The sequence below is a fragment of the Enterococcus sp. DIV1314a genome, from assembly GCF_051713805.1.
Classification (GTDB): Bacteria; Bacillota; Bacilli; order Lactobacillales; family Enterococcaceae; genus Enterococcus_I; species Enterococcus_I aquimarinus.
Genome location: NZ_JBIOQP010000001.1, coordinates 837,994 through 863,673 on the forward strand (window position 1 = coordinate 837,994; position 25,680 = coordinate 863,673).

At 42.4% G+C, this 25,680-nt stretch carries 15 protein-coding genes, 25 tRNA genes, 3 rRNA genes and 1 riboswitch; of the genes, 1 reads left to right on the forward strand and 42 read right to left on the reverse strand.

What is annotated here, in order from left to right; translation table 11 throughout:
* The 6 genes from IGI68_RS04035 to IGI68_RS04060 all read right to left on the reverse strand — a co-directional run bounded on the left by IGI68_RS04035 (window position 1) and on the right by IGI68_RS04060 (window position 6,674).
* Window positions 1-672, reverse strand: a complete 672-nt coding sequence (locus tag IGI68_RS04035) for an N-acetylmannosamine-6-phosphate 2-epimerase (RefSeq protein WP_071874110.1) — start codon at window positions 670-672, stop codon at window positions 1-3.
* On the reverse strand, window positions 666-1,508 hold the full coding sequence (locus IGI68_RS04040; RefSeq protein WP_071874111.1) for a PRD domain-containing protein: 843 nt from the start codon (window positions 1,506-1,508) through the stop codon (window positions 666-668). Before IGI68_RS04040 ends, IGI68_RS04035 begins: the two co-directional genes overlap by 7 nt.
* Before the next feature lie 217 nt (window positions 1,509-1,725).
* A complete protein-coding gene (locus tag IGI68_RS04045; protein ID WP_071874112.1) occupies window positions 1,726-2,142 on the reverse strand; it encodes a GNAT family N-acetyltransferase in 417 nt (138 codons plus the stop codon).
* A gap of 17 nt (window positions 2,143-2,159) precedes the next feature.
* Window positions 2,160-2,813 carry an SGNH/GDSL hydrolase family protein gene (locus IGI68_RS04050; RefSeq protein WP_071874113.1) on the reverse strand — a complete coding sequence of 218 codons (654 nt, stop codon included), beginning with the start codon at window positions 2,811-2,813 and terminating at the stop codon, window positions 2,160-2,162.
* 73 nt (window positions 2,814-2,886) lie between these two features.
* Entirely contained in the window at window positions 2,887-4,563 is a 1,677-nt protein-coding gene (locus tag IGI68_RS04055; protein WP_438730754.1) for a formate--tetrahydrofolate ligase, read from the reverse strand.
* A gap of 338 nt (window positions 4,564-4,901) precedes the next feature.
* Window positions 4,902-6,674 (reverse strand): glycerophosphoryl diester phosphodiesterase membrane domain-containing protein, encoded by a 1,773-nt coding sequence (locus tag IGI68_RS04060; protein WP_438730757.1) that lies wholly within the window; start codon window positions 6,672-6,674, stop codon window positions 4,902-4,904.
* 151 nt (window positions 6,675-6,825) lie between these two features.
* Here IGI68_RS04060 and IGI68_RS04065 point away from each other — a divergent pair, with 151 nt between their 5' ends.
* Window positions 6,826-7,308, forward strand: coding sequence for a GNAT family N-acetyltransferase (locus IGI68_RS04065; protein WP_438730760.1), 483 nt, complete (start codon window positions 6,826-6,828; stop codon window positions 7,306-7,308).
* Window positions 7,309-7,523: 215 nt separating this feature from the next.
* On the opposite strand, the gene IGI68_RS04070 is transcribed toward IGI68_RS04065, so the two are convergent.
* From IGI68_RS04070 to hpt, 36 genes are all read right to left on the reverse strand, one after another.
* Window positions 7,524-8,078, reverse strand: a complete 555-nt coding sequence (locus tag IGI68_RS04070) for a restriction endonuclease (RefSeq protein WP_438730763.1) — start codon at window positions 8,076-8,078, stop codon at window positions 7,524-7,526.
* Window positions 8,079-8,236: 158 nt separating this feature from the next.
* Window positions 8,237-9,703, reverse strand: a complete 1,467-nt coding sequence (locus tag IGI68_RS04075; RefSeq protein ID WP_273229739.1) for an MDR family MFS transporter — start codon at window positions 9,701-9,703, stop codon at window positions 8,237-8,239.
* Window positions 9,704-9,778: 75 nt separating this feature from the next.
* The gene (gene metK / locus IGI68_RS04080) at window positions 9,779-10,969 is read right to left on the reverse strand and encodes a methionine adenosyltransferase (RefSeq protein WP_071874118.1); all 1,191 of its coding nucleotides are present in this window, start codon (window positions 10,967-10,969) and stop codon (window positions 9,779-9,781) included.
* Window positions 10,967-11,057, reverse strand: a riboswitch (SMK box riboswitch). Its footprint overlaps the gene before it by 3 nt.
* A 274-nt stretch (window positions 11,058-11,331) precedes the next feature.
* Window positions 11,332-11,403 (reverse strand) — tRNA-Glu (locus tag IGI68_RS04085).
* 12 nt (window positions 11,404-11,415) lie between these two features.
* Window positions 11,416-11,503 (reverse strand) — tRNA-Ser (locus IGI68_RS04090).
* A gap of 31 nt (window positions 11,504-11,534) precedes the next feature.
* Window positions 11,535-11,608, reverse strand: a tRNA-Ile gene (locus IGI68_RS04095).
* Between the two features lie 15 nt (window positions 11,609-11,623).
* Window positions 11,624-11,694, reverse strand: a tRNA-Gly gene (locus tag IGI68_RS04100).
* Between the two features lie 9 nt (window positions 11,695-11,703).
* Window positions 11,704-11,776 (reverse strand) — tRNA-Phe (locus IGI68_RS04105).
* A gap of 17 nt (window positions 11,777-11,793) precedes the next feature.
* A tRNA-Asp gene (locus tag IGI68_RS04110) sits at window positions 11,794-11,867 on the reverse strand.
* 40 nt (window positions 11,868-11,907) lie between these two features.
* A tRNA-Met gene (locus tag IGI68_RS04115) sits at window positions 11,908-11,981 on the reverse strand.
* Window positions 11,982-12,030: 49 nt separating this feature from the next.
* Window positions 12,031-12,120 (reverse strand) — tRNA-Ser (locus IGI68_RS04120).
* Window positions 12,121-12,136: 16 nt separating this feature from the next.
* Window positions 12,137-12,208 (reverse strand) — tRNA-Glu (locus IGI68_RS04125).
* A gap of 17 nt (window positions 12,209-12,225) precedes the next feature.
* A tRNA-Ile gene (locus tag IGI68_RS04130) sits at window positions 12,226-12,299 on the reverse strand.
* A 16-nt stretch (window positions 12,300-12,315) separates the two neighbouring features.
* Window positions 12,316-12,386 (reverse strand) — tRNA-Gly (locus IGI68_RS04135).
* 1 nt (window position 12,387) lies between these two features.
* A tRNA-Asp gene (locus IGI68_RS04140) sits at window positions 12,388-12,464 on the reverse strand.
* A gap of 88 nt (window positions 12,465-12,552) precedes the next feature.
* Window positions 12,553-12,626: transfer RNA gene (locus tag IGI68_RS04145), tRNA-Met, on the reverse strand.
* A gap of 49 nt (window positions 12,627-12,675) precedes the next feature.
* A tRNA-Ser gene (locus IGI68_RS04150) sits at window positions 12,676-12,765 on the reverse strand.
* Window positions 12,766-12,803: 38 nt separating this feature from the next.
* Window positions 12,804-12,877, reverse strand: a tRNA-Ile gene (locus IGI68_RS04155).
* A gap of 14 nt (window positions 12,878-12,891) precedes the next feature.
* A tRNA-Met gene (locus IGI68_RS04160) sits at window positions 12,892-12,965 on the reverse strand.
* 24 nt (window positions 12,966-12,989) lie between these two features.
* Window positions 12,990-13,062: transfer RNA gene (locus tag IGI68_RS04165), tRNA-Ala, on the reverse strand.
* Between the two features lie 14 nt (window positions 13,063-13,076).
* A tRNA-Pro gene (locus IGI68_RS04170) sits at window positions 13,077-13,150 on the reverse strand.
* 14 nt (window positions 13,151-13,164) lie between these two features.
* Window positions 13,165-13,238: transfer RNA gene (locus IGI68_RS04175), tRNA-Arg, on the reverse strand.
* An 11-nt stretch (window positions 13,239-13,249) separates the two neighbouring features.
* Window positions 13,250-13,335, reverse strand: a tRNA-Leu gene (locus IGI68_RS04180).
* A gap of 15 nt (window positions 13,336-13,350) precedes the next feature.
* Window positions 13,351-13,422, reverse strand: a tRNA-Gly gene (locus IGI68_RS04185).
* A gap of 16 nt (window positions 13,423-13,438) precedes the next feature.
* A tRNA-Thr gene (locus IGI68_RS04190) sits at window positions 13,439-13,511 on the reverse strand.
* 10 nt (window positions 13,512-13,521) lie between these two features.
* Window positions 13,522-13,603: transfer RNA gene (locus IGI68_RS04195), tRNA-Leu, on the reverse strand.
* Between the two features lie 19 nt (window positions 13,604-13,622).
* A tRNA-Lys gene (locus IGI68_RS04200) sits at window positions 13,623-13,695 on the reverse strand.
* A 4-nt stretch (window positions 13,696-13,699) separates the two neighbouring features.
* Window positions 13,700-13,772: transfer RNA gene (locus IGI68_RS04205), tRNA-Val, on the reverse strand.
* A 31-nt stretch (window positions 13,773-13,803) separates the two neighbouring features.
* Window positions 13,804-13,919: ribosomal RNA gene (rrf, locus tag IGI68_RS04210) — 5S ribosomal RNA — on the reverse strand.
* 87 nt (window positions 13,920-14,006) lie between these two features.
* A 23S ribosomal RNA gene (locus IGI68_RS04215) occupies window positions 14,007-16,921 on the reverse strand.
* A gap of 278 nt (window positions 16,922-17,199) precedes the next feature.
* Window positions 17,200-18,757 (reverse strand): 16S ribosomal RNA (locus tag IGI68_RS04220).
* Together the 16S, 23S and 5S rRNA genes with 25 tRNA genes alongside form the textbook arrangement of a ribosomal RNA operon.
* Window positions 18,758-19,373: 616 nt before the next feature.
* The gene (gene lysS, locus IGI68_RS04225) at window positions 19,374-20,867 is read right to left on the reverse strand and encodes a lysine--tRNA ligase (protein WP_071874623.1); all 1,494 of its coding nucleotides are present in this window, start codon (window positions 20,865-20,867) and stop codon (window positions 19,374-19,376) included.
* Between the two features lie 108 nt (window positions 20,868-20,975).
* Window positions 20,976-21,968 carry a tRNA dihydrouridine synthase DusB gene (gene dusB / locus IGI68_RS04230; RefSeq protein ID WP_071874622.1) on the reverse strand — a complete coding sequence of 331 codons (993 nt, stop codon included), beginning with the start codon at window positions 21,966-21,968 and terminating at the stop codon, window positions 20,976-20,978.
* Window positions 21,969-22,862, reverse strand: coding sequence for an Hsp33 family molecular chaperone HslO (gene hslO, locus IGI68_RS04235; RefSeq protein WP_273232089.1), 894 nt, complete (start codon window positions 22,860-22,862; stop codon window positions 21,969-21,971).
* 141 nt (window positions 22,863-23,003) lie between these two features.
* On the reverse strand, window positions 23,004-25,055 hold the full coding sequence (ftsH, locus tag IGI68_RS04240) for an ATP-dependent zinc metalloprotease FtsH (protein WP_273232090.1): 2,052 nt from the start codon (window positions 25,053-25,055) through the stop codon (window positions 23,004-23,006).
* Window positions 25,056-25,122: 67 nt separating this feature from the next.
* Window positions 25,123-25,671 (reverse strand): hypoxanthine phosphoribosyltransferase, encoded by a 549-nt coding sequence (gene hpt / locus IGI68_RS04245; RefSeq protein ID WP_438730770.1) that lies wholly within the window; start codon window positions 25,669-25,671, stop codon window positions 25,123-25,125.
* Window positions 25,672-25,680: the final 9 nt, after the last annotated feature.

A 25,680-nucleotide genomic window follows, 5' to 3' on the forward strand; every position in this document is an offset into this window, starting at 1 on the left:
TTATTCCTCCTCTAATTTCGCAATAAAGCGTTGGGCAATTTCTTGTGGTCGCGTAATCGCACCACCGACAACCGCACTATACACGCCTAAATCCATGATTTCTTTTAGTTGTTCTGGGGTATGAATTTTTCCTTCCGCAATGACTGGAATTTGACAGTCTTTGACTAACTGTTTGACTAATTCAACATCAGGTCCTGACGTTTGGGTAGAATAACTGGTATACCCGGCTAACGTCGTCGAAACACAATCAAAACCCATTTCTTCTGCGATTTTCGCTTCTTCTGCGGTAGAACAATCCGCCATTGCTAAACGATTCGCAGCATGAATTTGATCTAAGAGATCTTGTAACAACTCCCCATTTGGACGCGGACGAATTGTCGCGTCAAGAGCGATCATCTCGCAATCCGTTGCTAGTAATTCTTGGACTTCTTTTTTGGTCGCCGTAATAAAGACCTCACTGTCCGGATAGTTTCGTTTAATAATGCCGATCACCGGTAGACCAGTCACCTGCTTAATTTCAATAATATCTTCTACGCCTTGTGCGCGAATGCCGGCTGCCCCCGCGTTTTTAGCAGCTAATGCCATGCGTCCCATAATCATGGGACTATGGAGTGGTTCTCCGGGTAATGCTTGGCAAGAAATCACGAGTTTGCCTTTAATTTGATCTAACATTCTGTTTTCTCCTCTCCTTGTAAATGATACAGATGCAGGGCAATGTAACTAATCTCCGACTGGGAAAATGGGATGAAAAAATTCGCTTGAATTTCTTGCGCTAATTGCTCCGCGATTTGAAAAATTTCTGGATACTGTTTTTTGATGACATCGGCCAAAGGATTGGCTAATTCCTTTTTACTTTCCGAACGCTTTAACGCAAATTTCAAATGGGTAATCAATCGTGCTTTGGCTAAATGATTGTTCGCAATTTGTGCGCCTAATTTTTCTTGTAAAAAGATTAAAGAAAATTCAATCACTTTGGCATAAATCGCTGTTTGCGAGACTTTTTCTTTATTTAATGCTGCATGTAAATGTAAAATAATGGCACCGACTTCTGAATCTGGTAACGTCACCCCGATTGTCTCGTTGATTTGTTTCACCATTTGAGTCGCAATATCATACAGTTCAGCATACATAAAATGGTATTCTTCTGTTAAAAAGCTGCGCACTTCAATTTGATGTTCTAAACGATAAACCGCAAAACGAATATGATCGAGCAATGATAAATGAATCGTTTGATCGAATTTCGTCTGTAATCGTTCTTCTGCTAAAATAATCGCTTTTTCTGTCGCTAGTAAAATCTGTCCTGGAGTATCTAACACCATTTTTTCATAATCTGATAATTTTTGTGAATCTTGAATAAGATGAAAATTACTAATTTTCTCTTCGTTAACAAACAATCCTGGTTTCATCTGAAACCCAATCCCTTTGCCTGTTAATATATATTCTTTGCCCTGATTCACTCCTAATAAAACATTGTGGTTTAACACTTTTAATACCTCGAATGTTTTCATATTTTCCTCCTTTCTAACGTTTCCCCGAAAAATTGGCAATAAAAAAACAACTGTTTTCCCTTTCCAAGACAGACTTCGGCTTACGGTTTCTTCGTAAGCTAATGCCTATACCCAAAAGGTGTACAGTTGCACGCTATAGATAGTACTATAAAATAAAACGGTTGCATTGTCAAATAAAAACTTTTCTCATCAAAAACAGTCTAGTCCCTCTCACGATTCATGCCTGTAATCGCTTGTTTAAATAGTATTTGGTCACACCACGCATAGGCATATCGGCTAATTCACCAAAAATGTCAAACCCTTTTTTTTGATAAAAACCCAGCGCTTGATAACTTTTAGTGGTCAGTGTTAACTGAATGATGGCGCGTTGTCGGGCATAGGTTTCGATTGCTTCTAACAATTGACTCCCCACTCGTTTTCCACGATAGTTGTCATCGACGGCTAATAATTGAACGTAAATCGATTCATGCGTTTGTTTCGCGACAATTCCTCCGATGATTTGACCGCCTTCTAGTGCTGCAAGCGCGATAACTTGATCCTTTACTTTTGGTAAGCCCGCCTCTAAGGTCTGTTGATCAAAAATCTTCTCCAAACATTGGCCCAACATTTGGGCATCGACTTCTTGTATTTCCATCGTCACCACTCCTTTTTTTACTCTTGTTTAAAACCCACTGCCTCTAGCCACTGGTTTGCGACTAAGAAATGGCCATTCCGATTCGGGTGAACCCGATCACTGGATAAAATATAGCTTGATTGAATCGCTAAATAATCATCGATGGCTTGCTGAATATCAATATAAATCAATTGATTTTGCTCGGCGAGTTTTTTTACAATCGCTTGATATTTCTTTAATTTCTGTAACATCGGATCTTCTTGACTTTTTTCGAACATAAAAGGACTCAGGAGATAAATCCCTTTTACTTGCTCTTTCGTTTGATCAATTAGCGCTTGATAGGTTTGGGTAAACAATTCTTCATCCACTAAATCAGTCGGTTGTTGAAACGATTGATCAAAGAAACGCCAAACATCATTAATGCCAATTAAAATCGAGACATAATCAGGTGCGAATGCGAGCACATCAGACTGCCAACGCGCCTGTAAATCCGTCACTTTATGACCATTCAGTCCTTGATTAATCACCATGATTTCATGTGCTGGATACAGGGCAGTTAAAGCCGCTGAAATTACCGCCACATAGCCTTCACCTAAACTATTAAAACTACCGGGAGACGCTTGATAATCGCGTCCAGTATCCGTAACAGAATCGCCAATAAAGACGATTTTAGATTGTTTCTTGAGTTGCATTGTCTTCAATCCTTTCCTAGTGAAGCAGCGCCAAAGAAAGAACCTCTGGCGCCACTACTTGCTCATTTATTAATTAAAATAATCCTGATACGATCCCTTGTGCATCCACATCAATCCGTTCAGCAGCAGGTGATTTAGGTAATCCTGGCATCGTCATGATATCGCCCGTTAACGCCACGATGAAACCAGCACCGGCAGAAACTTTCAATTGACGAATCGTCACTGTGAAATCTTTCGGTGCGCCAATAAGTGTCGGATTATCGGACAGTGAATACTGCGTTTTAGCCATACAAATTGGATACTGGGCAAAACCTAATCGCTCCAATTCTAATAGTTCTCTTCTAGCGCCCGGTGTTAAAGTTACTTGCGCACCTCCATACACTTTTTGCACAATTTTCGTTAATTTCTCTTCAATCGAATCTTCTAACTCATAGGCAAAACGGAAGTCATTCGGACGTTCGGCTAATTCAACGACCTTTTCAGCCAGTGCAATCGCGCCATCGCCACCTTTTTCCCACACTTCTGAAAGCACGACATCGACGCCACGTTCTTGACACGCCTCTTCTACAGCTTTTAATTCCGCCACTGTATCGGTCGGGAATTTATTAATGGCTACCACAACCGGTAGCCCGAAGACCTCTTGCATATTCGCTAAGTGTTTTTCTAAGTTCGGGAGTCCTGCTAAGACCGCTGCCACATTTTCTGGTTCTAGTTCAGCTTTGCCGACCCCACCATGCATTTTTAATGCTCGAATGGTCGCCACTAACACGACAGCATCGGGTTTGATGTCTGCCAGACGACACTTAATATCAATGAATTTTTCCGCACCTAAATCAGCCCCAAATCCGGCTTCCGTCACAGTATAGTCCGCATATTTTAGTGCCATTTTGGTTGCGAGCACACTATTACAACCATGCGCGATATTCGCAAATGGTCCCCCATGAATTAAGGCTGGTGTATGCTCCAACGTTTGCACTAAATTCGGATGGATCGCTTCTTTCAATAGCGCTGTTAAGGCTCCTTCTGCCTTTAAGTCGCCGGCTGTGACAGGTTCTCCCTGATAATTGTAGCCGACAATAATGTGACGGATTTTTTCCTTTAAATCAACAATGCCATTAGCCAAACAAAGAATGGCCATTATTTCAGACGCCACCGTAATATCAAAACCGTCTTCTCGTGGAACACCATTGACTTTCCCATGGAGACCACTCACAATATGGCGTAACTGACGATCGTTCATATCTACGACGCGTTTCCATGTAATCCGGCGACTATCAATTTGTAAGGCATTTCCATGATGAATATGATTATCTAACAACGCAGCTAATAAATTATTCGCCGCACTAATCGCATGAAAATCGCCTGTAAAATGCAAATTAATGTCTTCCATTGGAACTACTTGTGCGTAACCACCGCCTGCTGCGCCACCTTTCATCCCAAAAACAGGACCTAATGAAGGTTCTCTTAACGCCAACATCGTCTTTTTCCCGATTTTTGATAGACCATCTGATAAACCGACAGAAGTCGTCGTTTTTCCTTCTCCAGCGGGTGTCGGCGTAATTGCCGTCACTAAAATCAGTTTACCATCGGGACGATCTTGCATTTTTTCTAATTCAAAAGCATTTAATTTCGCTTTATATTTACCATATAAATCATAATCATCCTCATGTAACTCTAAAGCATGCGCGACGTCTTTGATCGGACGCATCTCAGCCTGACTCGCAATCTCCATATCTGTTAAAAATGTCATTTTCTTTTCATTTCCTTTCACAATGTTCTCAACGTTATTTTTTCATTACGATTCATCATTCCATTTTCAGCAATCCTACTTAGAGGCGATATAATCCGTATTTCATATCTACCAAAGGATAATTCGATCATTACACGCTCTATTATCACCTAAAAAACGAACAATTTCTAGCATTTTTTTCATTTTTTCAGGAAATTTACTCTCCTATGCTTCATTTTATTCGCATACAAAGCGCACTTACTCTAAAAAGTTCGTTTCGATTCCCATACTAAAAAAATCCGAACGCTTCGAGCACGGTCTTAACCACAGTGCTTGAAACGTTTGGATGCTATCCTTGATTATTCTAATAAATCTTGCACACGTTGGACAAATGTTTGCTCTTGATTAAATGCCGCTCGTAATCCATAGGCCCTCGATGGCTCATTCGTAATCAAGCCATCCACATTCAATCGCAACGCTCGACGAATTATTTGTTCTTGATTCACCGTCCATACACCAATTCCTTTGCCCGCATCACGCGCTTGATCGATCAAGCGTTGGTTCAACGAAAACTCTTCAATCACGACAAAATCGGCACTCGTTTGGGGTAAATTCCCGATATTTAAAGCTACAAGATACCCTGTTGTAATGTCTGGGTCAACCTCTTTTACTTTGGCAATCGCACGCTCTTCAAGTGATTGCACTAAATAATCTTGGGCGACCCCTTCTTTTTGGAGAAGCTCGACAAGAAGTTGCTCCATATCTTCGGACTCATTTCCGTGATACTTAATTTCAATCACCAATTTCATATCAATCTCTTTGGCAACTGCGATATATTCTTCAAGCGAGGGAATTTTATCCGTAAATCCGTTAGCAGATACTTCAATTTCTTGCAACTCGGCAAGCGTCAAATCGCTCACATTTTCATTACGTCCTGCTAAACGTTCTAAATTCGTATCGTGAATCACGACAAATTGGCGATCTTTTGTTTGCAAGATATCCATTTCAACATAATCCGCGTTGGCATTTTTCGCCGCACGTAATGCACCAATTGTATTTTCAACCCCTTCTGCGGTATAGCCACGATGGGCAATAATTTGCGTACTCGGTTGATACAAGATTTTCGTAACCGAAACCGTATTTCCAATTACCGTAAACACAAACATCCCCGCCGCAATTAGATAGAGCCCCCGTGAAAACATGACAGGAAAAAGACTTTTATTTTCTTCTGTTCGTCTTTCAAGCGTATTTAATTCCGGATAAGCAAGGCCAAGTAGTGTATCGGCCAAAATTGCTTGTAAGATTCCAAATGAAAGGAAAAGAACAAGTTGTAACGTCGTTAATGTCAAACCCGCCATCATTGGAGCGGCAGTAGGAACCCATCTTTCAACGGCAAATAACGGTAACAAAATGAGGAAACTCAAGGCCGCCATCGCAAGGCCATAACCTAAGATAATCACAGCAAGATAACTAATATTTCGAATCGTCTTTCTTCGTGTCATGATCCAGCTTTTCTTCACACCTTGTAAAATCGTCATGTTTTCTTCTAACACAAAGAAAGGCACCGCATAAAGCAGACGTAAACTCAAATAAAAAACAAGAATTAAACTAGCAACATATACTTGCAACCCTCCAGGAAATTTCACTAACTCTTCGATAATAAAATGCGGAATATATAAATTTTTCGCCAATCCAGGACTCATTCCAATGGAAGCAATCGGCAATATTAAGAGAAAGTACAGTAGAAAAAGCAAACTTTGTAAACTCAAAAAGAAACGAGCTTTGCGATTTAATTTCCGAATAATTTTTTTGAAATCATAAGGTTCTCCTGTTCGTTGGAAAAAAGCTAAAATAAAATAATACGCTTGCTCATAGTAAATAAAAAAGATCACAATAATCGCTAACAGCGTCAACGCAAAAATACCAAGCGGATGACGAAACACTTCAAATAAAGTGTTCTCCGTAATACTGGATAGTCCTGTCACTTTTAGAATTTGTAAAAATAAATAAGATATTGCAGGTAATGCCACGGCAATTTGGATTACTCGTAAAAAAACAATGCTTTGGACATAAACAACAAAGTGCTGTTGAATATTATTCAATATTTTTTTAAGTGGGGTGAAAATATTCATATTTAAGATACCTACCTCTCAGTTCAATGGTCTCATTATATCAGTCCGCCCACGGAGTTGCGAACATTATTTTCTGATGTTATTCTTCGTCTTTTCTTTAAAAACATGCTAGATTGAAGATAAGAAATCATAAGATATCGGAGGGATTCACATGATTATCGAAACGGATCGCTTAATTCTACGTCCTTTTCAGCTAAAAGATTTAAGTCATTTACACCTCTACCGCAATGACCCCCTCTGTGCTCGCTATCAAGCATGGGAAAACACGACAATTGAAGAACTCAAGTTTTTTATCAAAGAAAATATGACACGATCCTTAGATGATCAACAAATCCAAATCGCCCTTGCTGCAAAAGAGACCGATCAGTTAATCGGTGATATTTTTATCACGAAAAAAGGACACACAATCACATTAGGTTTTACGACTAGCCCGCTCCATCAACGCAAAGGCTATATGCTAGAAGCCCTAACTGCTTTTATCCCGTATCTCCAAAAGCGATTTCCCTCATCTGAAATTATTTGCCTTGTCCATCCTGGAAACCATGCGAGTGAACAATTACTTAAAAAACTTCACTTTACCAAAGAAGAATACATCGAATCGTTCAATAGCGATGTCTTTGTCCTTAAAAAGTAAAAGACAAATAAAAAGGATAGTAGACCCGATAATCAGGTCTACTATCCTTTTTTAGGAGTTTATTTCTTTGGAAGGGAGAAATAAAATGAAAAGTTTTGTTAGCATTGTTTTGGTATGTCTATATAATAGCTCGAAAATATGAACATTTTATGTTCATATTTAAGCAAATTTATGAATAAAAGGATAAGAAAAGATTAAGAGCTCTTTCGCTACACTTATTTTGAGATTGGTATTTTTTCAATCATCTTCATGAGATCATCGCGATCCCACAATTCGATTTTTAGTTTTTTCGCTAACTGTTTGGCTGAATTCGTGAAGTAATTGTTCGTGACGACAATACCTCCTCTATCTAGTTTATAGAAGTCCTTTCCTGCATGAATTTCTTGGACCGCTTTGTTCCCAACACGTTTCTTCCAACGCTTACATTGAATCCCATACGTGACCCCTTCTTTTGTCGCACGTACATCCACTCCTTGATCCGGTCCTTCTCCGGTATCACTTACGTTTTGGTAGCCGTTATTCAATAATAAAAATACGATATATCTCTCAAATTCATATCCCTTCATTTCATCAATTTCAGATATCTTCGCTCTCGAATGGCGCTTCTTCTCACTTAACGTGCCATATAGAAATGGGACAATTCCAATAACAATCGCCATCACGCCCATGAGTCTCAATGGACGCGCCATCGGATAAAGAAAGGATGCAATCACCATTAATACACCAACTACAAACAAATTAATTAATTGACTCTCTTCTTTTTTCTTCAAATCAATACTCCTTTGCTTTTTTGTAATAATTCATTCTACCAAGCCCATTTTTAAAAATTTATCCATTGAAACTTTATTTCTAGGTGTCCTTTGATACGCTGATCATCAAAAAGGATTGATGAATGCTACTGGCATCTCTCATCAATCCTTTTTTAATCCTAAATTGTTTCTTTTTTAAGTAACAATACCGATCCTATCGCTAATAGCACGAGTGCGACACCCGCGACATAAATTCCCCATAATCCTTGGTGTAAAATTTCTCGCAGTGGCAGCAATAAGTTTTCTGGTAATAATTTCGCTGTTTGCGGATTGACTAATTTATTCATAATATCGGGATCATCTGTTAAAGCCGCTTTTGCTAATTCGGTACGCGTGATGGTATTTAAAATTAATCCGAAAACTGAAACCATCACTGTTTGTCCAATCGTTTTACTTAAAGTATTAAAAGACGTTGCAACCCCTAATTGATCCATACCTACGCTATTTTGTGCTTGGACGGTCGTCGCGACAATCGTTCCTCCGACCCCGATTCCCGTAATCCCTGAAATCACTAAAAATACGATAAAAGGCATTTTCATTGGAATAACTAACAGACTAACGCCCCCTATTAAAGCAATACCTAATGTGCGAAGTAATACAGTTTTCATTGAATGCTGAACCATCCAACGACCCACTAAAGAAGAACCATATACCCATAAAATCGATAGCGGTGCTAATACTAAGCCACCTAGTCCTGCTTTGTACCCTAAAACACCTTGCATCCACATGGGAATATAGACTTCAACAGCCATTAAAAAGCCACTAATTAAAGCTGCAACAAGATTAACCACGATAAAAATACGGCTACTAAATAACTCAAGGGAAATAACTGGATCTTCGGCGTTTTTCTCTGCCCGAATAAAGAGGAAAATAGAGAGAATCGTTGCACCAAACATACCGATAACTTTTAAATCAAAGCCAGATTCACTTAGAAATTGGAAGGCTAAAAGCAACGTTAATAACATTGTCATCAAGAAAAGACTTCCTTGAATATCCATTTTTTTATTGTCTTTTTCTTGTTTTTCTTCGACTAAATAATAAGACACAAGTCCGATTAAAACGAGACCGATTGGAACGTTAATAAAGAAAATCCAGTGCCAACCAATCGTATCTACAATTACACCACCCGTTAGTGGTCCTACCACACTGGCAATTCCCCAAGCGGTACTGTTTAAGCCAAGCATCTTCGCGCGCTTTTCAGCTGAATACATATCTGCCAAAATCGTTAAGGCAACCGGCATCATCGCACCGGCTCCAATTCCTTGAATTGCCCGAGAAATAATCAAGGTTAACATGGTGTTTGAAAAACCGCACATGGCTGATCCAATAATAAAAACAAGTGTTCCAAAGATAAAGATTGAGCGACGCCCAATTTTATCTGCTAATTTTCCATAAATTGGTGTAAACATCGCATTCGTTAATAAATAAATTGAAAATACCCAGTTCATAATTTCAATGCCATGTAAAGACCCTACAATCGTTGGCATCGCAGTCGTTACGATCGTCCCTTCAATCGCGGTCATAAAAGTTGCCACAAAAACGGCAATTGTCACAATCAGTACATTTGTTTCTCTCTTTTTTTCCATCTTCTCACTCTTTCTTTTTTAAACATCAAAAACGACCTCTATCAAAAGTTATCCTAATGATAGAGGTCGCCTCTTTTATTCCTTCACACTTGCGATTAAGGCATCTACCTTATCGGTTTGTTCCCATGGCAAGTCGATATCTGTACGACCAAAATGTCCATACGCCGCTGTCTGACGATAAATCGGACGACGTAAATCTAACATTTCTATGATTCCAGCAGGACGTAAGTCAAAATTCTCACGAACGGCTTTAATTAATTTCTCTTCTGAAACAGTACTTGTCCCAAAGGTGTCAACCGAAATTGAAACTGGTTGCGCTACTCCAATCGCATAAGCCAACTGAACTTCAACTTTTTTCGCTAATTTTGCAGCAACGATATTTTTTGCAATGTAACGGGCGGCATAACTGGCAGAACGATCGACTTTTGTCGCATCTTTTCCTGAAAAAGCACCCCCACCGTGACGTGCATAACCACCATATGTATCAACAATAATTTTACGGCCTGTTAAACCAGCATCTCCTTGAGGTCCGCCAATCACAAAACGACCTGTTGGATTAATGTAATATTTTGTTTCATCATCTAGTAACTCACTTGGAATAATGTGCTTAATCACCTTTTCCATTACGTCACGACGTAAGGTATCGTTATCAATCGCATCATCGTGTTGCGTACTGATCACAACGGTATCGACTCTTTTCGGTTGATTTTCTTCATCATATTCGACTGTTACTTGTGATTTTGCATCCGGACGTAAATAGGTCAACTCGCCTTGTTTCCGTAATTCAGCTAAGCGACGGACTAAACGGTGACTTAATGCAATCGGTAATGGCATCAGTTCTGGTGTTTCATCCACAGCAAAACCAAACATTAATCCTTGATCCCCGGCACCAATTTCATCTAACGCATCATTAGCCCCTTCTCGTGCTTCTAGTGCTTGATTCACTCCTTGAGCAATATCTGGTGATTGTTCATCGATTGCCACTAATACAGCCACTGTATCGCCATCAAAGCCGAATTTAGCTCGTGTATAACCAATCTCTTTGACTGTCTCACGAACAACCTTTTGAATATCCACGTAAGCTGTTGTTGATACTTCACCAAATACTAAGACCAATCCCGTTGTAACGGACGTCTCACAAGCCACACGTGCCATTGGATCCTTTTCTAATAATGCATCTAAAATCGCGTCACTAATTTGATCCGCTACTTTGTCTGGATGTCCTTCTGAAACAGATTCTGAAGTAAATAAATGTCTTTCTGTCAATTTTGATTCCCCCTGATTAATTTTCGGTTACAAGGCATCTCCACTTTGTTTACAATGAAGTGAATCCTCTCGGGAACTTGCAACGCTATGATTATAGCAAATTCTAACCGATAATGCTTGGTTTTCTGCTTATTTCTTGTAAATGTTTGTCATTGTCTTTCATTTTTAATCATTTCAATCGTTTTCCAAACAAGAAACATTTTAACTTGAACAAAACAAAATCAATTTTGCTATTTTGAACAGCTAAACTAGACGACCTGGGCGACTGAAACTTCCAATTAGACATCTACACAAAAAGCCTAAATATTTCAAAAAAGAGAGCTACTAGACAAATAGTCTAATAACTCTCTTTTTAAACATGATGATCCGTACGGGAATCGAACCCGTGATACCGCCGTGAAAGGGCGGTGTCTTAACCGCTTGACCAACGGACCTAAAACATAAAACGGAGAAGGAGGGATTTGAACCCTCGCGCCGATCACTCGACCTACACCCTTAGCAGGGGCGCCTCTTCAGCCTCTTGAGTACTTCCCCATAACCAATTTGTATTGGTTTTTGGTAAAAATGGGCCTAAATGGACTCGAACCATCGACCTCACGCTTATCAGGCGTGCGCTCTAACCAGCTGAGCTATAGGCCCTAAAAACATTCCAAAAGCGGGTGACGAGAATCGAACTCGCGACGACAGCTTGGAAGGCTGTGGTTTTACCACTAAACTACACCCGCAATGGATAATGGCGCGAGACGGAATCGAACCGCCGACACATGGAGCTTCAATCCATTGCTCTACCAACTGAGCTACCGAGCCATTGAAAATTTGAAAAACGGTCTGGACGGGACTCGAACCCGCGACCTCCTGCGTGACAGGCAGGCATTCTAACCAACTGAACTACCAAACCATGGAACTTTTCACTGTTTAAATCGTAATAAAAACAGTAATTGCGGGAGTAGGATTTGAACCTACGACCTTCGGGTTATGAGCCCGACGAGCTACCGAACTGCTCCATCCCGCGATAAGGAATGTTTAAAACATTCAAAGGTAATAATGGTGTTACGTGAAAAAGGAGGATGAGGGATTCGAACCCCCGCACGGTTTTACCCGCCTGACGGTTTTCAAGACCGTTCCCTTCAGCCGGACTTGGGTAATCCTCCGGTATAAAACTATAAATGATCCGTACGGGAATCGAACCCGTGATACCGCCGTGAAAGGGCGGTGTCTTAACCGCTTGACCAACGGACCAATAAAAATTTTGTAAATGGGCCTAAATGGACTCGAACCATCGACCTCACGCTTATCAGGCGTGCGCTCTAACCAGCTGAGCTATAGGCCCGTTATAACAAAATCAAAGCGGGTGACGAGAATCGAACTCGCGACGACAGCTTGGAAGGCTGTGGTTTTACCACTAAACTACACCCGCATGGCGGTCTGGACGGGACTCGAACCCGCGACCTCCTGCGTGACAGGCAGGCATTCTAACCAACTGAACTACCAAACCATATAGATTTTTGTTATAAAAGATTAACAATAGTTATGAATTAAGGCTATTGTTTGTCACAAACTATCAATCATATCATGATAGTTAATTGCGGGAGTAGGATTTGAACCTACGACCTTCGGGTTATGAGCCCGACGAGCTACCGAACTGCTCCATCCCGCGATAAGGAATGTTTAAAACATTCAAAGGTAATAATGGTGTTACGTGAAAAAGGAGGATGAGGGATTCGAACCCCCGCACGGTTTTACCCGCCTGACGGTTTTCAAGACCGTTCCCTTCAGCCGGACTTGGGTAATCCTCCGGTATAATAAATATGACTTATTCCTACAAACCCATATATGGACCTTGTAGGACTCGAACCTACGACCGGACGGTTATGAGCCGTCTGCTCTAACCAACTGAGCTAAAGGTCCAGGCTCTAAAAAAATCGCGGCGAAGGGGATCGAACCCCCGACCTCCCGGGTATGAACCGGACGCTCTAGCCATCTGAGCTACACCGCGAAAAAATCATTTATTCAAATGATATGGAGCCTAGCGGGATCGAACCGCTGACCTCCTGCGTGCAAGGCAGGCGCTCTCCCAGCTGAGCTAAGGCCCCTAAATCTTTTAAAATCGGGAAGACAGGATTCGAACCTGCGACCCCTTGGTCCCAAACCAAGTGCTCTACCAAGCTGAGCTACTTCCCGTAAAACAAGCTTAATGCACCCAAGAGGAGTCGAACCTCTAACCGCTTGATTCGTAGTCAAGTACTCTATCCAATTGAGCTATGGGTGCAACACTAAAAATGCCGAGGGCCGGAATCGAACCGGCACGATGATCACTCATCGCAGGATTTTAAGTCCTGTGCGTCTGCCAGTTCCGCCACCCCGGCATAAGAATTGGCTAAAGCGGAAAACGGGGTTCGAACCCGCGACCCCCACCTTGGCAAGGTGGTGCTCTACCACTGAGCTATTTCCGCAAATATTTTACTAAAATGCCGGCTAAAGGATTTGAACCCTCGACCCTCTGATTACAAATCAGATGCTCTACCAACTGAGCTAAGCCGGCGTATTTCTCATGCGGGTGAAGGGATTTGAACCCCCACGCCTTGCGGCGCTAGATCCTAAGTCTAGTGCGTCTGCCAATTCCGCCACACCCGCGTTTGAAAATTGATTAAAATGAGTCGTACAGGGCTTGAACCTGTGACCCTCTGATTAAAAGTCAGATGCTCTACCAACTGAGCTAACGACTCATGATGGGGGTTAACGGGATCGAACCGCTGACCCTCTGCTTGTAAGGCAGATGCTCTCCCAGCTGAGCTAAACCCCCATAATGAATGAGTGAATTATATATCAAATTCGCGTGGCGACGTCCTGCTCTCACAAAGGGAAACCCTTCACTACAATCGGCGCTAAGAAGCTTAACTTCTGTGTTCGGCATGGGTACAGGTGTATCCTTCTTGCTATCGCCACCACACTATTTGATTATTTGAGTAAGTGTTGCTCACTCAAAACTGGATTTGAAGAAAATCATTGTACCGTACCAAGTTTTTATTTTACCATTTTGGTTAAGTCCTCGATCGATTAGTATCAGTCCGCTCCGTACATCGCTGCACTTCCACTCCTGACCTATCTACCTGATCATCTCTCAGGGATCTTACTTTCTTAAAGAAATGGGAAATCTCATCTTGAGGTGGGCTTCACACTTAGATGCTTTCAGCGTTTATCCCTTCCCTACATAGCTACCCAGCGATGCCTCTGGCGAGACAACTGGTACACCAGCGGTAAGTCCATCCCGGTCCTCTCGTACTAAGGACAGCTCCTCTCAAATTTCCAACGCCCGCGACGGATAGGGACCGAACTGTCTCACGACGTTCTGAACCCAGCTCGCGTGCCGCTTTAATGGGCGAACAGCCCAACCCTTGGGACCGACTACAGCCCCAGGATGCGACGAGCCGACATCGAGGTGCCAAACCTCCCCGTCGATGTGGACTCTTGGGGGAGATAAGCCTGTTATCCCCAGGGTAGCTTTTATCCGTTGAGCGATGGCCCTTCCATGCGGAACCACCGGATCACTAAGCCCGACTTTCGTCCCTGCTCGAGTTGTAGCTCTCGCAGTCAAGCTCCCTTTTGCCTTTGCACTCTACGAATGATTTCCAACCATTCTGAGGGAACCTTTGGGCGCCTCCGTTACCTTTTAGGAGGCGACCGCCCCAGTCAAACTGCCCATCTGACACTGTCTCCCATCACGATTAGTGATGCGGGTTAGAGTGGCCATAACGCAAGGGTAGTATCCCACCATTGCCTCCATCGAAACTAGCGTCCCGATCTCTACGGCTCCTACCTATCCTGTACATGCGGTACAGACACTCAATATCAAATTACAGTAAAGCTCCATGGGGTCTTTCCGTCCTGTCGCGGGTAACCTGCATCTTCACAGGTACTAAAATTTCACCGAGTCTCTCGTTGAGACAGTGCCCAAATCGTTACGCCTTTCGTGCGGGTCGGAACTTACCCGACAAGGAATTTCGCTACCTTAGGACCGTTATAGTTACGGCCGCCGTTTACTGGGGCTTCAATTCGTACCTTCGCTTGCGCTAAGCACTCCTCTTAACCTTCCAGCACCGGGCAGGCGTCAGCCCCTATACTTCATCTTTCGATTTTGCAGAGACCTGTGTTTTTGATAAACAGTCGCTTGGGCCTATTCACTGCGGCTGTTCTTGCGAACAGCACCCCTTCTCCCGAAGTTACGGGGTCATTTTGCCGAGTTCCTTAACGAGAGTTCTCTCGCACACCTTAGGATACTCTCCTCGACTACCTGTGTCGGTTTACGGTACGGGCCGTTGTTTTCTAACTAGAAGCTTTTCTCGGCAGTGTGACATCAGAAACTTCGGTACTTAAATTTCCCTCCCCATCACAACTTGTCCTTAATGAATGAAAGCATTTGACTCTCACTCGGACTTATTGCTTGGACAGACATTTCCAATCGTCTGCATTTCTTAGCCTACTGCGTCCCTCCATCGCTCAAACAAAAACAACGGGTACAGGAATATCAACCTGTTGTCCATCGCCTACGCCTATCGGCCTCGGCTTAGGTCCCGACTAACCCTGGGCGGACGAGCCTTCCCCAGGAAACCTTAGTCATACGGTGGACAGGATTCTCACCTGTCTTTCGCTACTCATACCGGCATTCTCACTTCTAAGCGCTCCAGCAGTCCTCACGGTCTACCTTCGACGCCCTTAGAACGCTCTCCTACCAGTGTACATACGTACACTCCACAGCTTCGGTAATATGTTTAGCCCCGGTAAATTTTCGGCGCAGGGTCACTCGACTAGTGAGCTATTACGCACTCTTTAAATGATGGCTGCTTCTGAGCCAACATCCTAGTTGTCTGTGCAACCCCACATCCTTTTCCACTTAACATATATTTTGGGACCTTAGCTGGTGGTCTGGGCTGTTTCCCTTTCGACTATGGATCTTATCACTCACAGTCTGACTGCCAGATATAAATGTATGGCATTCGGAGTTTATCTGAATTCGGTAACCCTAGACGGGCCCCTAGTCCAAACAGTGCTCTACCTCCATCATTCTTAAAATCTGACGCTAGCCCTAAAGCTATTTCGGAGAGAACCAGCTATCTCCAAGTTCGTTTGGAATTTCTCCGCTACCCACACCTCATCCCCGCATTTTTCAACATACGTGGGTTCGGTCCTCCAGTGCGTTTTACCGCACCTTCAACCTGGACATGGGTAGATCACTTGGTTTCGGGTCTACGACCACCTACTCATTCGCCCTATTCAGACTCGCTTTCGCTACGGCTCCGTCTCTTCGACTTAACCTCGCAGATAATCGTAACTCGCCGGTTCATTCTACAAAAGGCACGCTATCACCCATTAACGGGCTCTAACTTGTTGTAGGCACATGGTTTCAGGATCTATTTCACTCCCCTTCCGGGGTGCTTTTCACCTTTCCCTCACGGTACTGGTTCACTATCGGTCACTAGAGAGTATTTAGCCTTGGGAGATGGTCCTCCCGGATTCCGACGGAATTCCTCGTGTTCCGCCGTACTCAGGATCCTCCTAGGTGCTTTTCAAATTTCGTCTACGGGGTTTTTACCCTCTTTGACGGACTTTTCCAAATCCTTCGACTATCTGAAAAAACTACCATATCGGAGTCCTACAACCCCAACAAGCAAGCTTGTTGGTTTGGGCTGTTCCCGTTTCGCTCGCCGCTACTAAGGGAATCGAATTTTCTTTCTCTTCCTGCAGGTACTTAGATGTTTCAGTTCTCTGCGTCTACCTCTAATCAGCTATGTATTCACTGAAAAGTAACATCCTATAAAAGATGTTGGGTTTCCCCATTCGGAAATCTCTGGATCAAAGCTTACGTACAGCTCCCCAAAGCATATCGGTGTTCGTCCCGTCCTTCATCGGCTTCTAGTGCCAAGGCATCCACCATGCGCCCTTATTCACTTAACCTTCTCAACCTTATGGTTGGGTTTTTGACGTTGTTTCTAGCGATAGAAACGCGATCAAAGATAAAATAAATAAAGTAATTGGAATCATGTAACAATCATCCAACACAATGTTCTTGGTTTGTTATATTTCTTTTCTTCAATATCCAGTTTTCAATGAGCAAAATACAATTAAATTGAGAGTAAACCTCTCAAAACTGAACAAAGAGCAAACGATGTGTAGTTTCCGTGATGTTTGATTAGCAAATGATGAAACATCATTGCGTCAAACAAATTCCTTAGAAAGGAGGTGATCCAGCCGCACCTTCCGATACGGCTACCTTGTTACGACTTCACCCCAATCATCTATCCCACCTTAGGCGACTGGCTCCAAAAAGGTTACCTCATCGACTTCGGGTGTTACAAACTTTCGTGGTGTGACGGGCGGTGTGTACAAGGCCCGGGAACGTATTCACCGCGGCATGCTGATCCGCGATTACTAGCGATTCCGGCTTCATGTAGGCGAGTTGCAGCCTACAATCCGAACTGAGAGAGGTTTTAAGAGATTAGCTCAGCCTCGCGGCTTGGCGACTCGTTGTACCTCCCATTGTAGCACGTGTGTAGCCCAGGTCATAAGGGGCATGATGATTTGACGTCATCCCCACCTTCCTCCGGTTTGTCACCGGCAGTCTCGCTAGAGTGCCCAACTGAATGATGGCAACTAACAATAAGGGTTGCGCTCGTTGCGGGACTTAACCCAACATCTCACGACACGAGCTGACGACAACCATGCACCACCTGTCACTTTGTCCCCGAAGGGAAAGCTCTATCTCTAGAGTGGTCAAAGGATGTCAAGACCTGGTAAGGTTCTTCGCGTTGCTTCGAATTAAACCACATGCTCCACCGCTTGTGCGGGCCCCCGTCAATTCCTTTGAGTTTCAGTCTTGCGACCGTACTCCCCAGGCGGAGTGCTTAATGCGTTAGCTGCAGCACTGAAGGGCGGAAACCCTCCAACACTTAGCACTCATCGTTTACGGCGTGGACTACCAGGGTATCTAATCCTGTTTGCTCCCCACGCTTTCGAGCCTCAGCGTCAGTTACAGACCAGAGAGTCGCCTTCGCCACTGGTGTTCCTCCATATATCTACGCATTTCACCGCTACACATGGAATTCCACTCTCCTCTTCTGCACTCAAGTTCCTCAGTTTCCAATGACCCTCCCCGGTTAAGCCGGGGGCTTTCACATCAGACTTAAGAAACCGCCTGCGCTCGCTTTACGCCCAATAAATCCGGACAACGCTTGCCACCTACGTATTACCGCGGCTGCTGGCACGTAGTTAGCCGTGGCTTTCTGGTTAGATACCGTCAAGGGATGAACTTTTTACTCTCATCCTTATTCTTCTCTAACAACAGAGTTTTACGATCCGAAAACCTTCTTCACTCACGCGGCGTTGCTCGGTCAGACTTTCGTCCATTGCCGAAGATTCCCTACTGCTGCCTCCCGTAGGAGTCTGGGCCGTGTCTCAGTCCCAGTGTGGCCGATCACCCTCTCAGGTCGGCTATGCATCGTGGCCTTGGTGAGCCGTTACCTCACCAACTAGCTAATGCAGCGCGGGTCCATCCATCAGTGACGCAAAAGCGCCTTTCACTTCCTCTCCAGGCGGAGAAAAAGATTATGCGGTATTAGCACCTGTTTCCAAGTGTTATCCCCCGCTGATGGGTAGGTTACCCACGTGTTACTCACCCGTTCGCCACTCTTCTTTTTCGGTGAACCGAAGTTCGATGAAAAAGAAGCGTTCGACTTGCATGTATTAGGCACGCCGCCAGCGTTCGTCCTGAGCCAGGATCAAACTCTCATTAAAAAGTTGAAACAATCTTTCGATTGTTAAGCTCAAAAATTTTGCTAGCTAAATTGCTTGCTTGTAATGTTCACTTCTATCTAAATAGAAGCGTCCTACACTTTTGGTTCGTTTTGCTTGCTTTGTTCAGTTTTCAAAGGTCTACGTTGTCGCGTTAGCAACTTTTATATCATATCAGCATCTCAATCGAATGTCAACACTTTATTAAAAATATTTTTTAATTTGTTTTGACACCGCTCAATCAGCGACTCAGTTATAATAACAAATCATTGGAACAAATGTCAATAACTTTTTTACATTTTTTTGTAATTAAGTTTTGTTATTTTAATTCCAAATTGCGACTTGGTTATAATAGCATTTTGCGCTACCAACGTCAATGACTTTTTTTAAAAAAATTTATTGTTTGCAACAACTATTAATATACCAAGGAAATGGCTTTAGGTCAATGCTTTGATAGACTTCTATACAAATAATTAATTCCCGATTATTTACCTTGAGTTACTGTTTATTTGTTCGTTTTTAAACCATATTTTCAAAAATGAGACTCGTTTTTAAATAAAAAAGGATAGAATTGAAAGTTAAAACCTTTCAACGCTACCCTTTTAATTCATCTTTTATTTTATCTCATTGTTGGAAATAATAAGACATCTCGAATCGATTGTGCATCTGTTAGTAACATAACTAGACGGTCAATCCCGATTCCTAGACCTCCGGTTGGTGGCAAACCGTACTCTAATGTTTCTAAGAAGTCTTCATCTACCCCATGTGCTTCGTCATTTCCATCAGCACGTTCTTTTTCTTGCGCTTCAAATCGTTGTCTTTGGTCAATTGGGTCGTTCAATTCAGTAAAGGCATTCGCAAATTCACGACCGACGATGAATAACTCAAAACGATCAGTAAAGCGAGGGTCTTGAGGGTTTTTCTTCGCAAGCGGTGAAACTTCGACTGGATGACCATAAACAAAGGTCGGATTTTGTAATGTTTCTTCCACAAACGTTTCGAAGAATTCATTTAATACATGTCCAACACTCATATTTTTTGTAATCGGCACTTCATGCTTCTCAGCTAATGCATGTGCTTCTTCTGTTGTCATTGGTTTCCAAAAATCAACACCTGTTTGTTCTTTCACAGCATCCGCCATATGAACACGCGCAAAAGAAGGGCCTAAATCAATCGCTTGGCCATCATAGGTCAATTGAGCTGTTCCTAAGACACTCGTCGCTGCATGACGAATAATACCTTCTGTTAGATTCATAATATCTTTATAGTCCGTGTAAGCTGCGTAACACTCTAACATGGTAAATTCCGGGTTATGTGTCGTATCGATTCCTTCATTACGGAAAACACGACCAATTTCGTAAACTTTTTCCATTCCACCTACGATTAAACGTTTTAAATGTAATTCCAAAGCAATCCGCATTGTCAAATCGATATCAAGTGCGTTGTGGTGTGTCATGAACGGACGAGCTGCTGCCCCACCCGCTTGGTTGTGCAAGACCGGTGTTTCGACTTCGATAAATCCTTGTCCATCTAAGTAACGACGAATCTCACTAATAATTTTACTGCGGTTAACAAAACGGTCAAAACTTTCTTTATTGCTGATTAGATCCAACGAACGTTGACGGTACCGTTGTTCGATGTTGGTTAAACCATGATACTTATCTGGTAAAGGACGTAGCGCTTTTGATAAAAGCGTAATTTCTTTCGCCTTGATGGAGACTTCACCGGTATCAGTTTTCATGATTTCACCCGTAACACCAAAAAAGTCGCCTAAATCGCTATGCTTGAAGATTTCATAGGCATCTTCTCCCACTTCATCTTTACGCACGTAAATTTGGATACGGCCATCACGATCTTGTAAATGAGCAAATCCAGCTTTCCCTTTGCCACGTTTTGTAACCATTCTTCCTGCAATACTGCTAGAAAGACCCATTTCTTTTAACTCTTCTTTTGACCGTTGATTAAATAATTCATGCAATTCAGCAGAATTATGGGTCCGTTCAAAACGATGCCCAAACGGATCAATACCTTCTTTTTGTAATTGTTCCATTTTTTGACGACGAACTATCATTTGATCGTTTAATTCTTCTTGGAATTGTGATTCTTCTGTCACGAGATATCCTCCGTTCTGTCTTTCACTTCTTCTATATAATGCCAATGAACGAACGAAAAAGCAAGTCGAAGTTCAACTACCACTTGTTTTTCCGCTCGGAATTTTCGCTTAAATCGGTTGGCTTTCGATTTTTTCTAAAAATGCTTCTAATAGTGGAACCACAACCTCACGACTCTCAGCTTGGTTAATGGCTGCTTTGACTTTCGCTGCACGCGAAATCCCTTTTAAATAGTAGGCAGCATGTTGTCTAAATTCGCGAACTGCAATATATTCTCCTTTTAAAGCGATTAGTCGATCTAAATGAAGAATCGCGGTTTCAATTTTCTCACGCGGTGTCGGTTCTGCAATTAACTCTCCTGTTGCCAAATAATGTTGTGTCCGGCGAATCATCCATGGATTCCCCAAAGCTGCTCGACCAATCATCACCGCATCACAACCCACTTCATCTAACATGCGTTTAGCATCTTCAGGCGTTTTTACATCACCGTTACCGATAAATGGAATCGTCAATTGTTGGCTAACTTCGCGTAAGACTTCCCAATTAGCCTTGCCTTCATACATTTGGACCCTTGTCCGTCCATGCATTGCGACAGCTGCTGCTCCAGCGGCTTGTGCAGCGAGGGCATTTTCCACGGCAAAAACGTGTTCGTCATCCCAACCAATTCGCATCTTAACGGTAACGGGCTTTTCGATGGCAGATGACACTGCTTCGACCATTTCATAGACTTTATTTGGATCCAAGAGCCATTTTGCTCCTGCTTCAGCTTTAATAATCTTATTTACTGGACAGCCCATATTAATATCAATGATATCGGCTGTCGTATTTTCCGCGACAAACTTCGCTGCTTCCACAAGCGAATCCTTTGTACCACCAAAAATTTGAACGCTTAAAGGATGCTCGGTTTCATCAATGTATAACATTTCTAACGTCTTCTTGTGACGAAAGTGAATCCCTTGATCACTAATCATCTCACAAACCACTAATCCCGCACCGGCTTCTTTTACCGTCACCCGAAACGCAGAGTTACTAATTCCTGCCATTGGTGCCACAACGACACGATTGGGAATCTCAACATTACCAATTTTCCAGCCGTGGTTCATTTACTCGTTGCCTCCAGTAATTTCTTGTTGCAACGCGACTAATCCAGCTTCATCAAATTGATATTTTTCATTACAGAATGAGCAAACAGCTTCTGCTCCATGATCTTCATCAATCATCGCTTGTAATTCTTGGTAACCAAGCGTAATCATCGCTTTTGAAAACTTCTCTTTTGAACAATCGCACGTAAATTGAACCGGCATTTCTTCCAAGAACATGATTGATTCGCCCTCAAAGATCAATTCTAAGATTTCCTCTGGTGTATTTCCAGCAGCGATTAAATCAGAAATTGGGGGCATCTTCGCTAACTTCTCTTCTAAATTACCAATCACTTCTTCACTAGCACCTGGCATTACTTGAATCATAAAGCCGCCAGCAGCTTTGATTGATTCATCTTTATCGACTAACACGCTTAAACCAACTGCTGAAGGAATTTGTTCAGAAGCTGCGAGGTAATAGGTAAAATCCTCTCCTAGTTCCCCAGAAACAATCGGTACTTGACCAGAAAATGGCTCTTTTAAGCCTAAATCTTTAATGACCGTAAAGACGCCTTGCGTTCCAACAGCGCCTCGTACATCAATTTTCCCATGTTCATTTGAGTCAAGACTCACGTGAGGGTTTTGAATATATCCTTTGACATTCCCTTTGGCATCGCCATCGATAATGATCGCTCCCGCAGGTCCGTCTCCTTGGATTTTAACCGTTAACCGGTCATCGTTTTTTAAACTACTATTACTTAATAGTAATGTTCCAATTAAAGCACGCCCTAAAGCTGCAGAAGAAGTGTGCCAAGTCTCATGTCTTTTTTGCGCTTCGGAAACGGTTTGCGTCGCATTCAGTGCATAGGCACGGATCGAGCCACCGTAAACGAGTGCTTTTGTTAAATAATCATTCATTTATTTTTCTCTCCTTCGTATTTACTTCATGAATCATACTCGTATCTTTCTCTTTTTTCAACTTTGATGATTGAATTCTTTTAGCTTTTTAATCGAAAAAGAAGTGAGACCTCTCAACTCGAGAGATCTCACCAAAAGCGATTATTCCACCGAATCATCGGCTTCTTTCTTTTCTTCTTCTACTTCATGTTGTTCTTCCACTTGTTTTTGCGCATCTTTTTCTTCCAAAGCACGTTTGGCTTCTTCGTAGGATTGAACACGCTCACTCGGGAATTCATCCGCATTAAAATCAGCGGGCATTTCACCTGTTTCGAACAAAGCTTTGATCGCTTTGGCATCCAGGGTTTCAAACTCAAGTAATTTTTGAGCAATTAATTCGTTTTTCTCACGGTGCTCTTCGATAATTTCACGTGCTTTATCATGAGCAGAAATTAAGATTTTACGAACTTCTTGATCAATTTCAAAGGCAACTTGCTCTGAGTAAGCTTTTGTCTGACCATAGTCACGGCCGACAAAGACTTGATGATTACCCTCATATTGAACGGGACCTAAATCACTCATGCCATATTCTGTTACCATGCTTCTTGCTAACGCAGTCGCTTGTTCAAAGTCATTGGAAGCGCCGGTTGATTGAACGTTGAAGAATACTTCTTCTGCCACACGTCCACCGAGTAATCCAACGATTTGTTCAAACATATCTTCTTTTGTATGAAGGAATTGATCTTCTTTTGGTAAAGCGATCATATAACCGCCAGCACGTCCACGAGGAATAATGGTTACTTTATGGACAAAACGAGCACGACTTAAGACTAAGCCACAGATTGTATGTCCTGCTTCATGGTACGCAATCATCTCACGTTCTTTTTTGTTAATGGCACGATCTTTTTTCGCTGGTCCCGCAATCACACGATCTTGGGCTTCATCGATATCGGAAGCATCAATTTGTTTTTTATTACGACGTGCAGCTACTAGCGCCGCTTCGTTTAAGACGTTTTCTAATTCCGCCCCAGCAAATCCAGGGGTTTGTTGTGCGACTATTTTCAAATCGACATCTGGAGCTAATGGTTTATTACGTGCATGCACACGTAAAATCGCTTCACGCCCTTTAACATCTGGACGACCGACTAAGATTTGACGGTCAAAACGACCTGGACGTAATAAAGCAGGGTCTAAAACGTCTGAACGGTTAGTTGCCGCAATCACAATCACGCCTTCGTTTCCACCAAAACCATCCATTTCAACTAATAACTGGTTTAAAGTTTGTTCACGCTCATCGTGACCGCCACCCATTCCAGCACCACGTTGACGACCGACTGCATCAATCTCATCAATAAAGATAATAGCTGGTGCATTTTTCTTCGCTGTTTCAAATAAATCACGGACACGGCTTGCACCGACCCCAACAAACATTTCCACGAAGTCAGAACCTGAAATCGAATAAAATGGAACGCCTGCTTCACCGGCAACAGCTTTCGCTAATAAGGTTTTACCGGTTCCCGGAGGTCCCTCTAAGAGTACCCCTGCCGGAATTCGTGCACCTAATGCTACGAAACGACGCGGATCTTTTAGGAACTCGACCACTTCAACGAGTTCTTGTTTTTCTTCTTCTGCTCCTGCAACGTCAGAAAAACGAACTTTGACATCTTTTTTATCGGCTTCTTTCGCTTTGGACTTCCCAAAGTTCATGACGCCACGGCCACCGCCGCCGCCACCGCCGCCACCTTGTTGACTCATCATCATATAGAAGAAGAAGATGAAAATCACGAGTGGTAAGAAACTAACTAACAAGGACACCCAGATGCCGCTTGTTGATTCTTCTGCGATAACCGTTGCAATGCCATTTTCTCTTGCAACAGAGGTAATATTTTCTAACGTTGAATCATTCGGTAAGATAATAGTGGTAAAACGCGTAGTTGACGCTTGCGTTGAACCTAAAACACTCAATCCATTATTATTTTCGATTGATTGTTCTTCTGCATATTCTCCTGTGATTCGGTAGACACCATTAGCTGGTTGAATTTTGAATTCTTTAATATCACCATTTTTTAATTGTTGGACAAATTTGGAATATTCAATTTCAGGTGTTTGGCTGTTTCCATTTCCGAGGAAAAAGTACACCACCATAACCATTGCTAATAAAATCAGCACATAATAAAGGGTATTCCTAACGGTTCCCTTGTTTTTATTGTTCATGCAGTTCCTCCTTGACATTTTATCTGCTTTTAACCATTATACTTGATTTGCCTTACTTTGGAAACGCTCAATTAATGGTTTTGTAAATACTTGGTTTTAAGACACCAACGTAAGGAAGGTTGCGATAATGACCCATGAAGTCTAAACCATAGCCCACCACAAACTCATTTGGAACATCAAAGCCCACGTAATCTGCTTTAATATCTACCACACGACCTTCTTGTTTATCTAACAAGGTCACAATCTTCACTGAGTTTGCTTTGCGGTATTTAAATAAGTCTACTAAGTAAGCTAACGTCCGACCGCTGTCAATGATATCTTCTACGACAAGGATATCACGTCCTTCAACGTTCGTATCTAAATCTTTAATGATTTTGACTTCACCAGACGATACGAGTGCATTGCCGTAACTCGAAACGTCCATAAAATCCATTTCTAACTGACAATCCATTTCACGAATAATATCCGCCATAAATGGGACTGCACCTGTTAATACTCCGATCACTAATGGGTTTTTCCCTTGATATTCTTCTGTTAAAACCGCACCTAATTCAGCACAACGTTGACTAATTTCTTCTCGCGAGATTAATACTTTTTCTATATCTTTTTCTAACATAAGGATCTC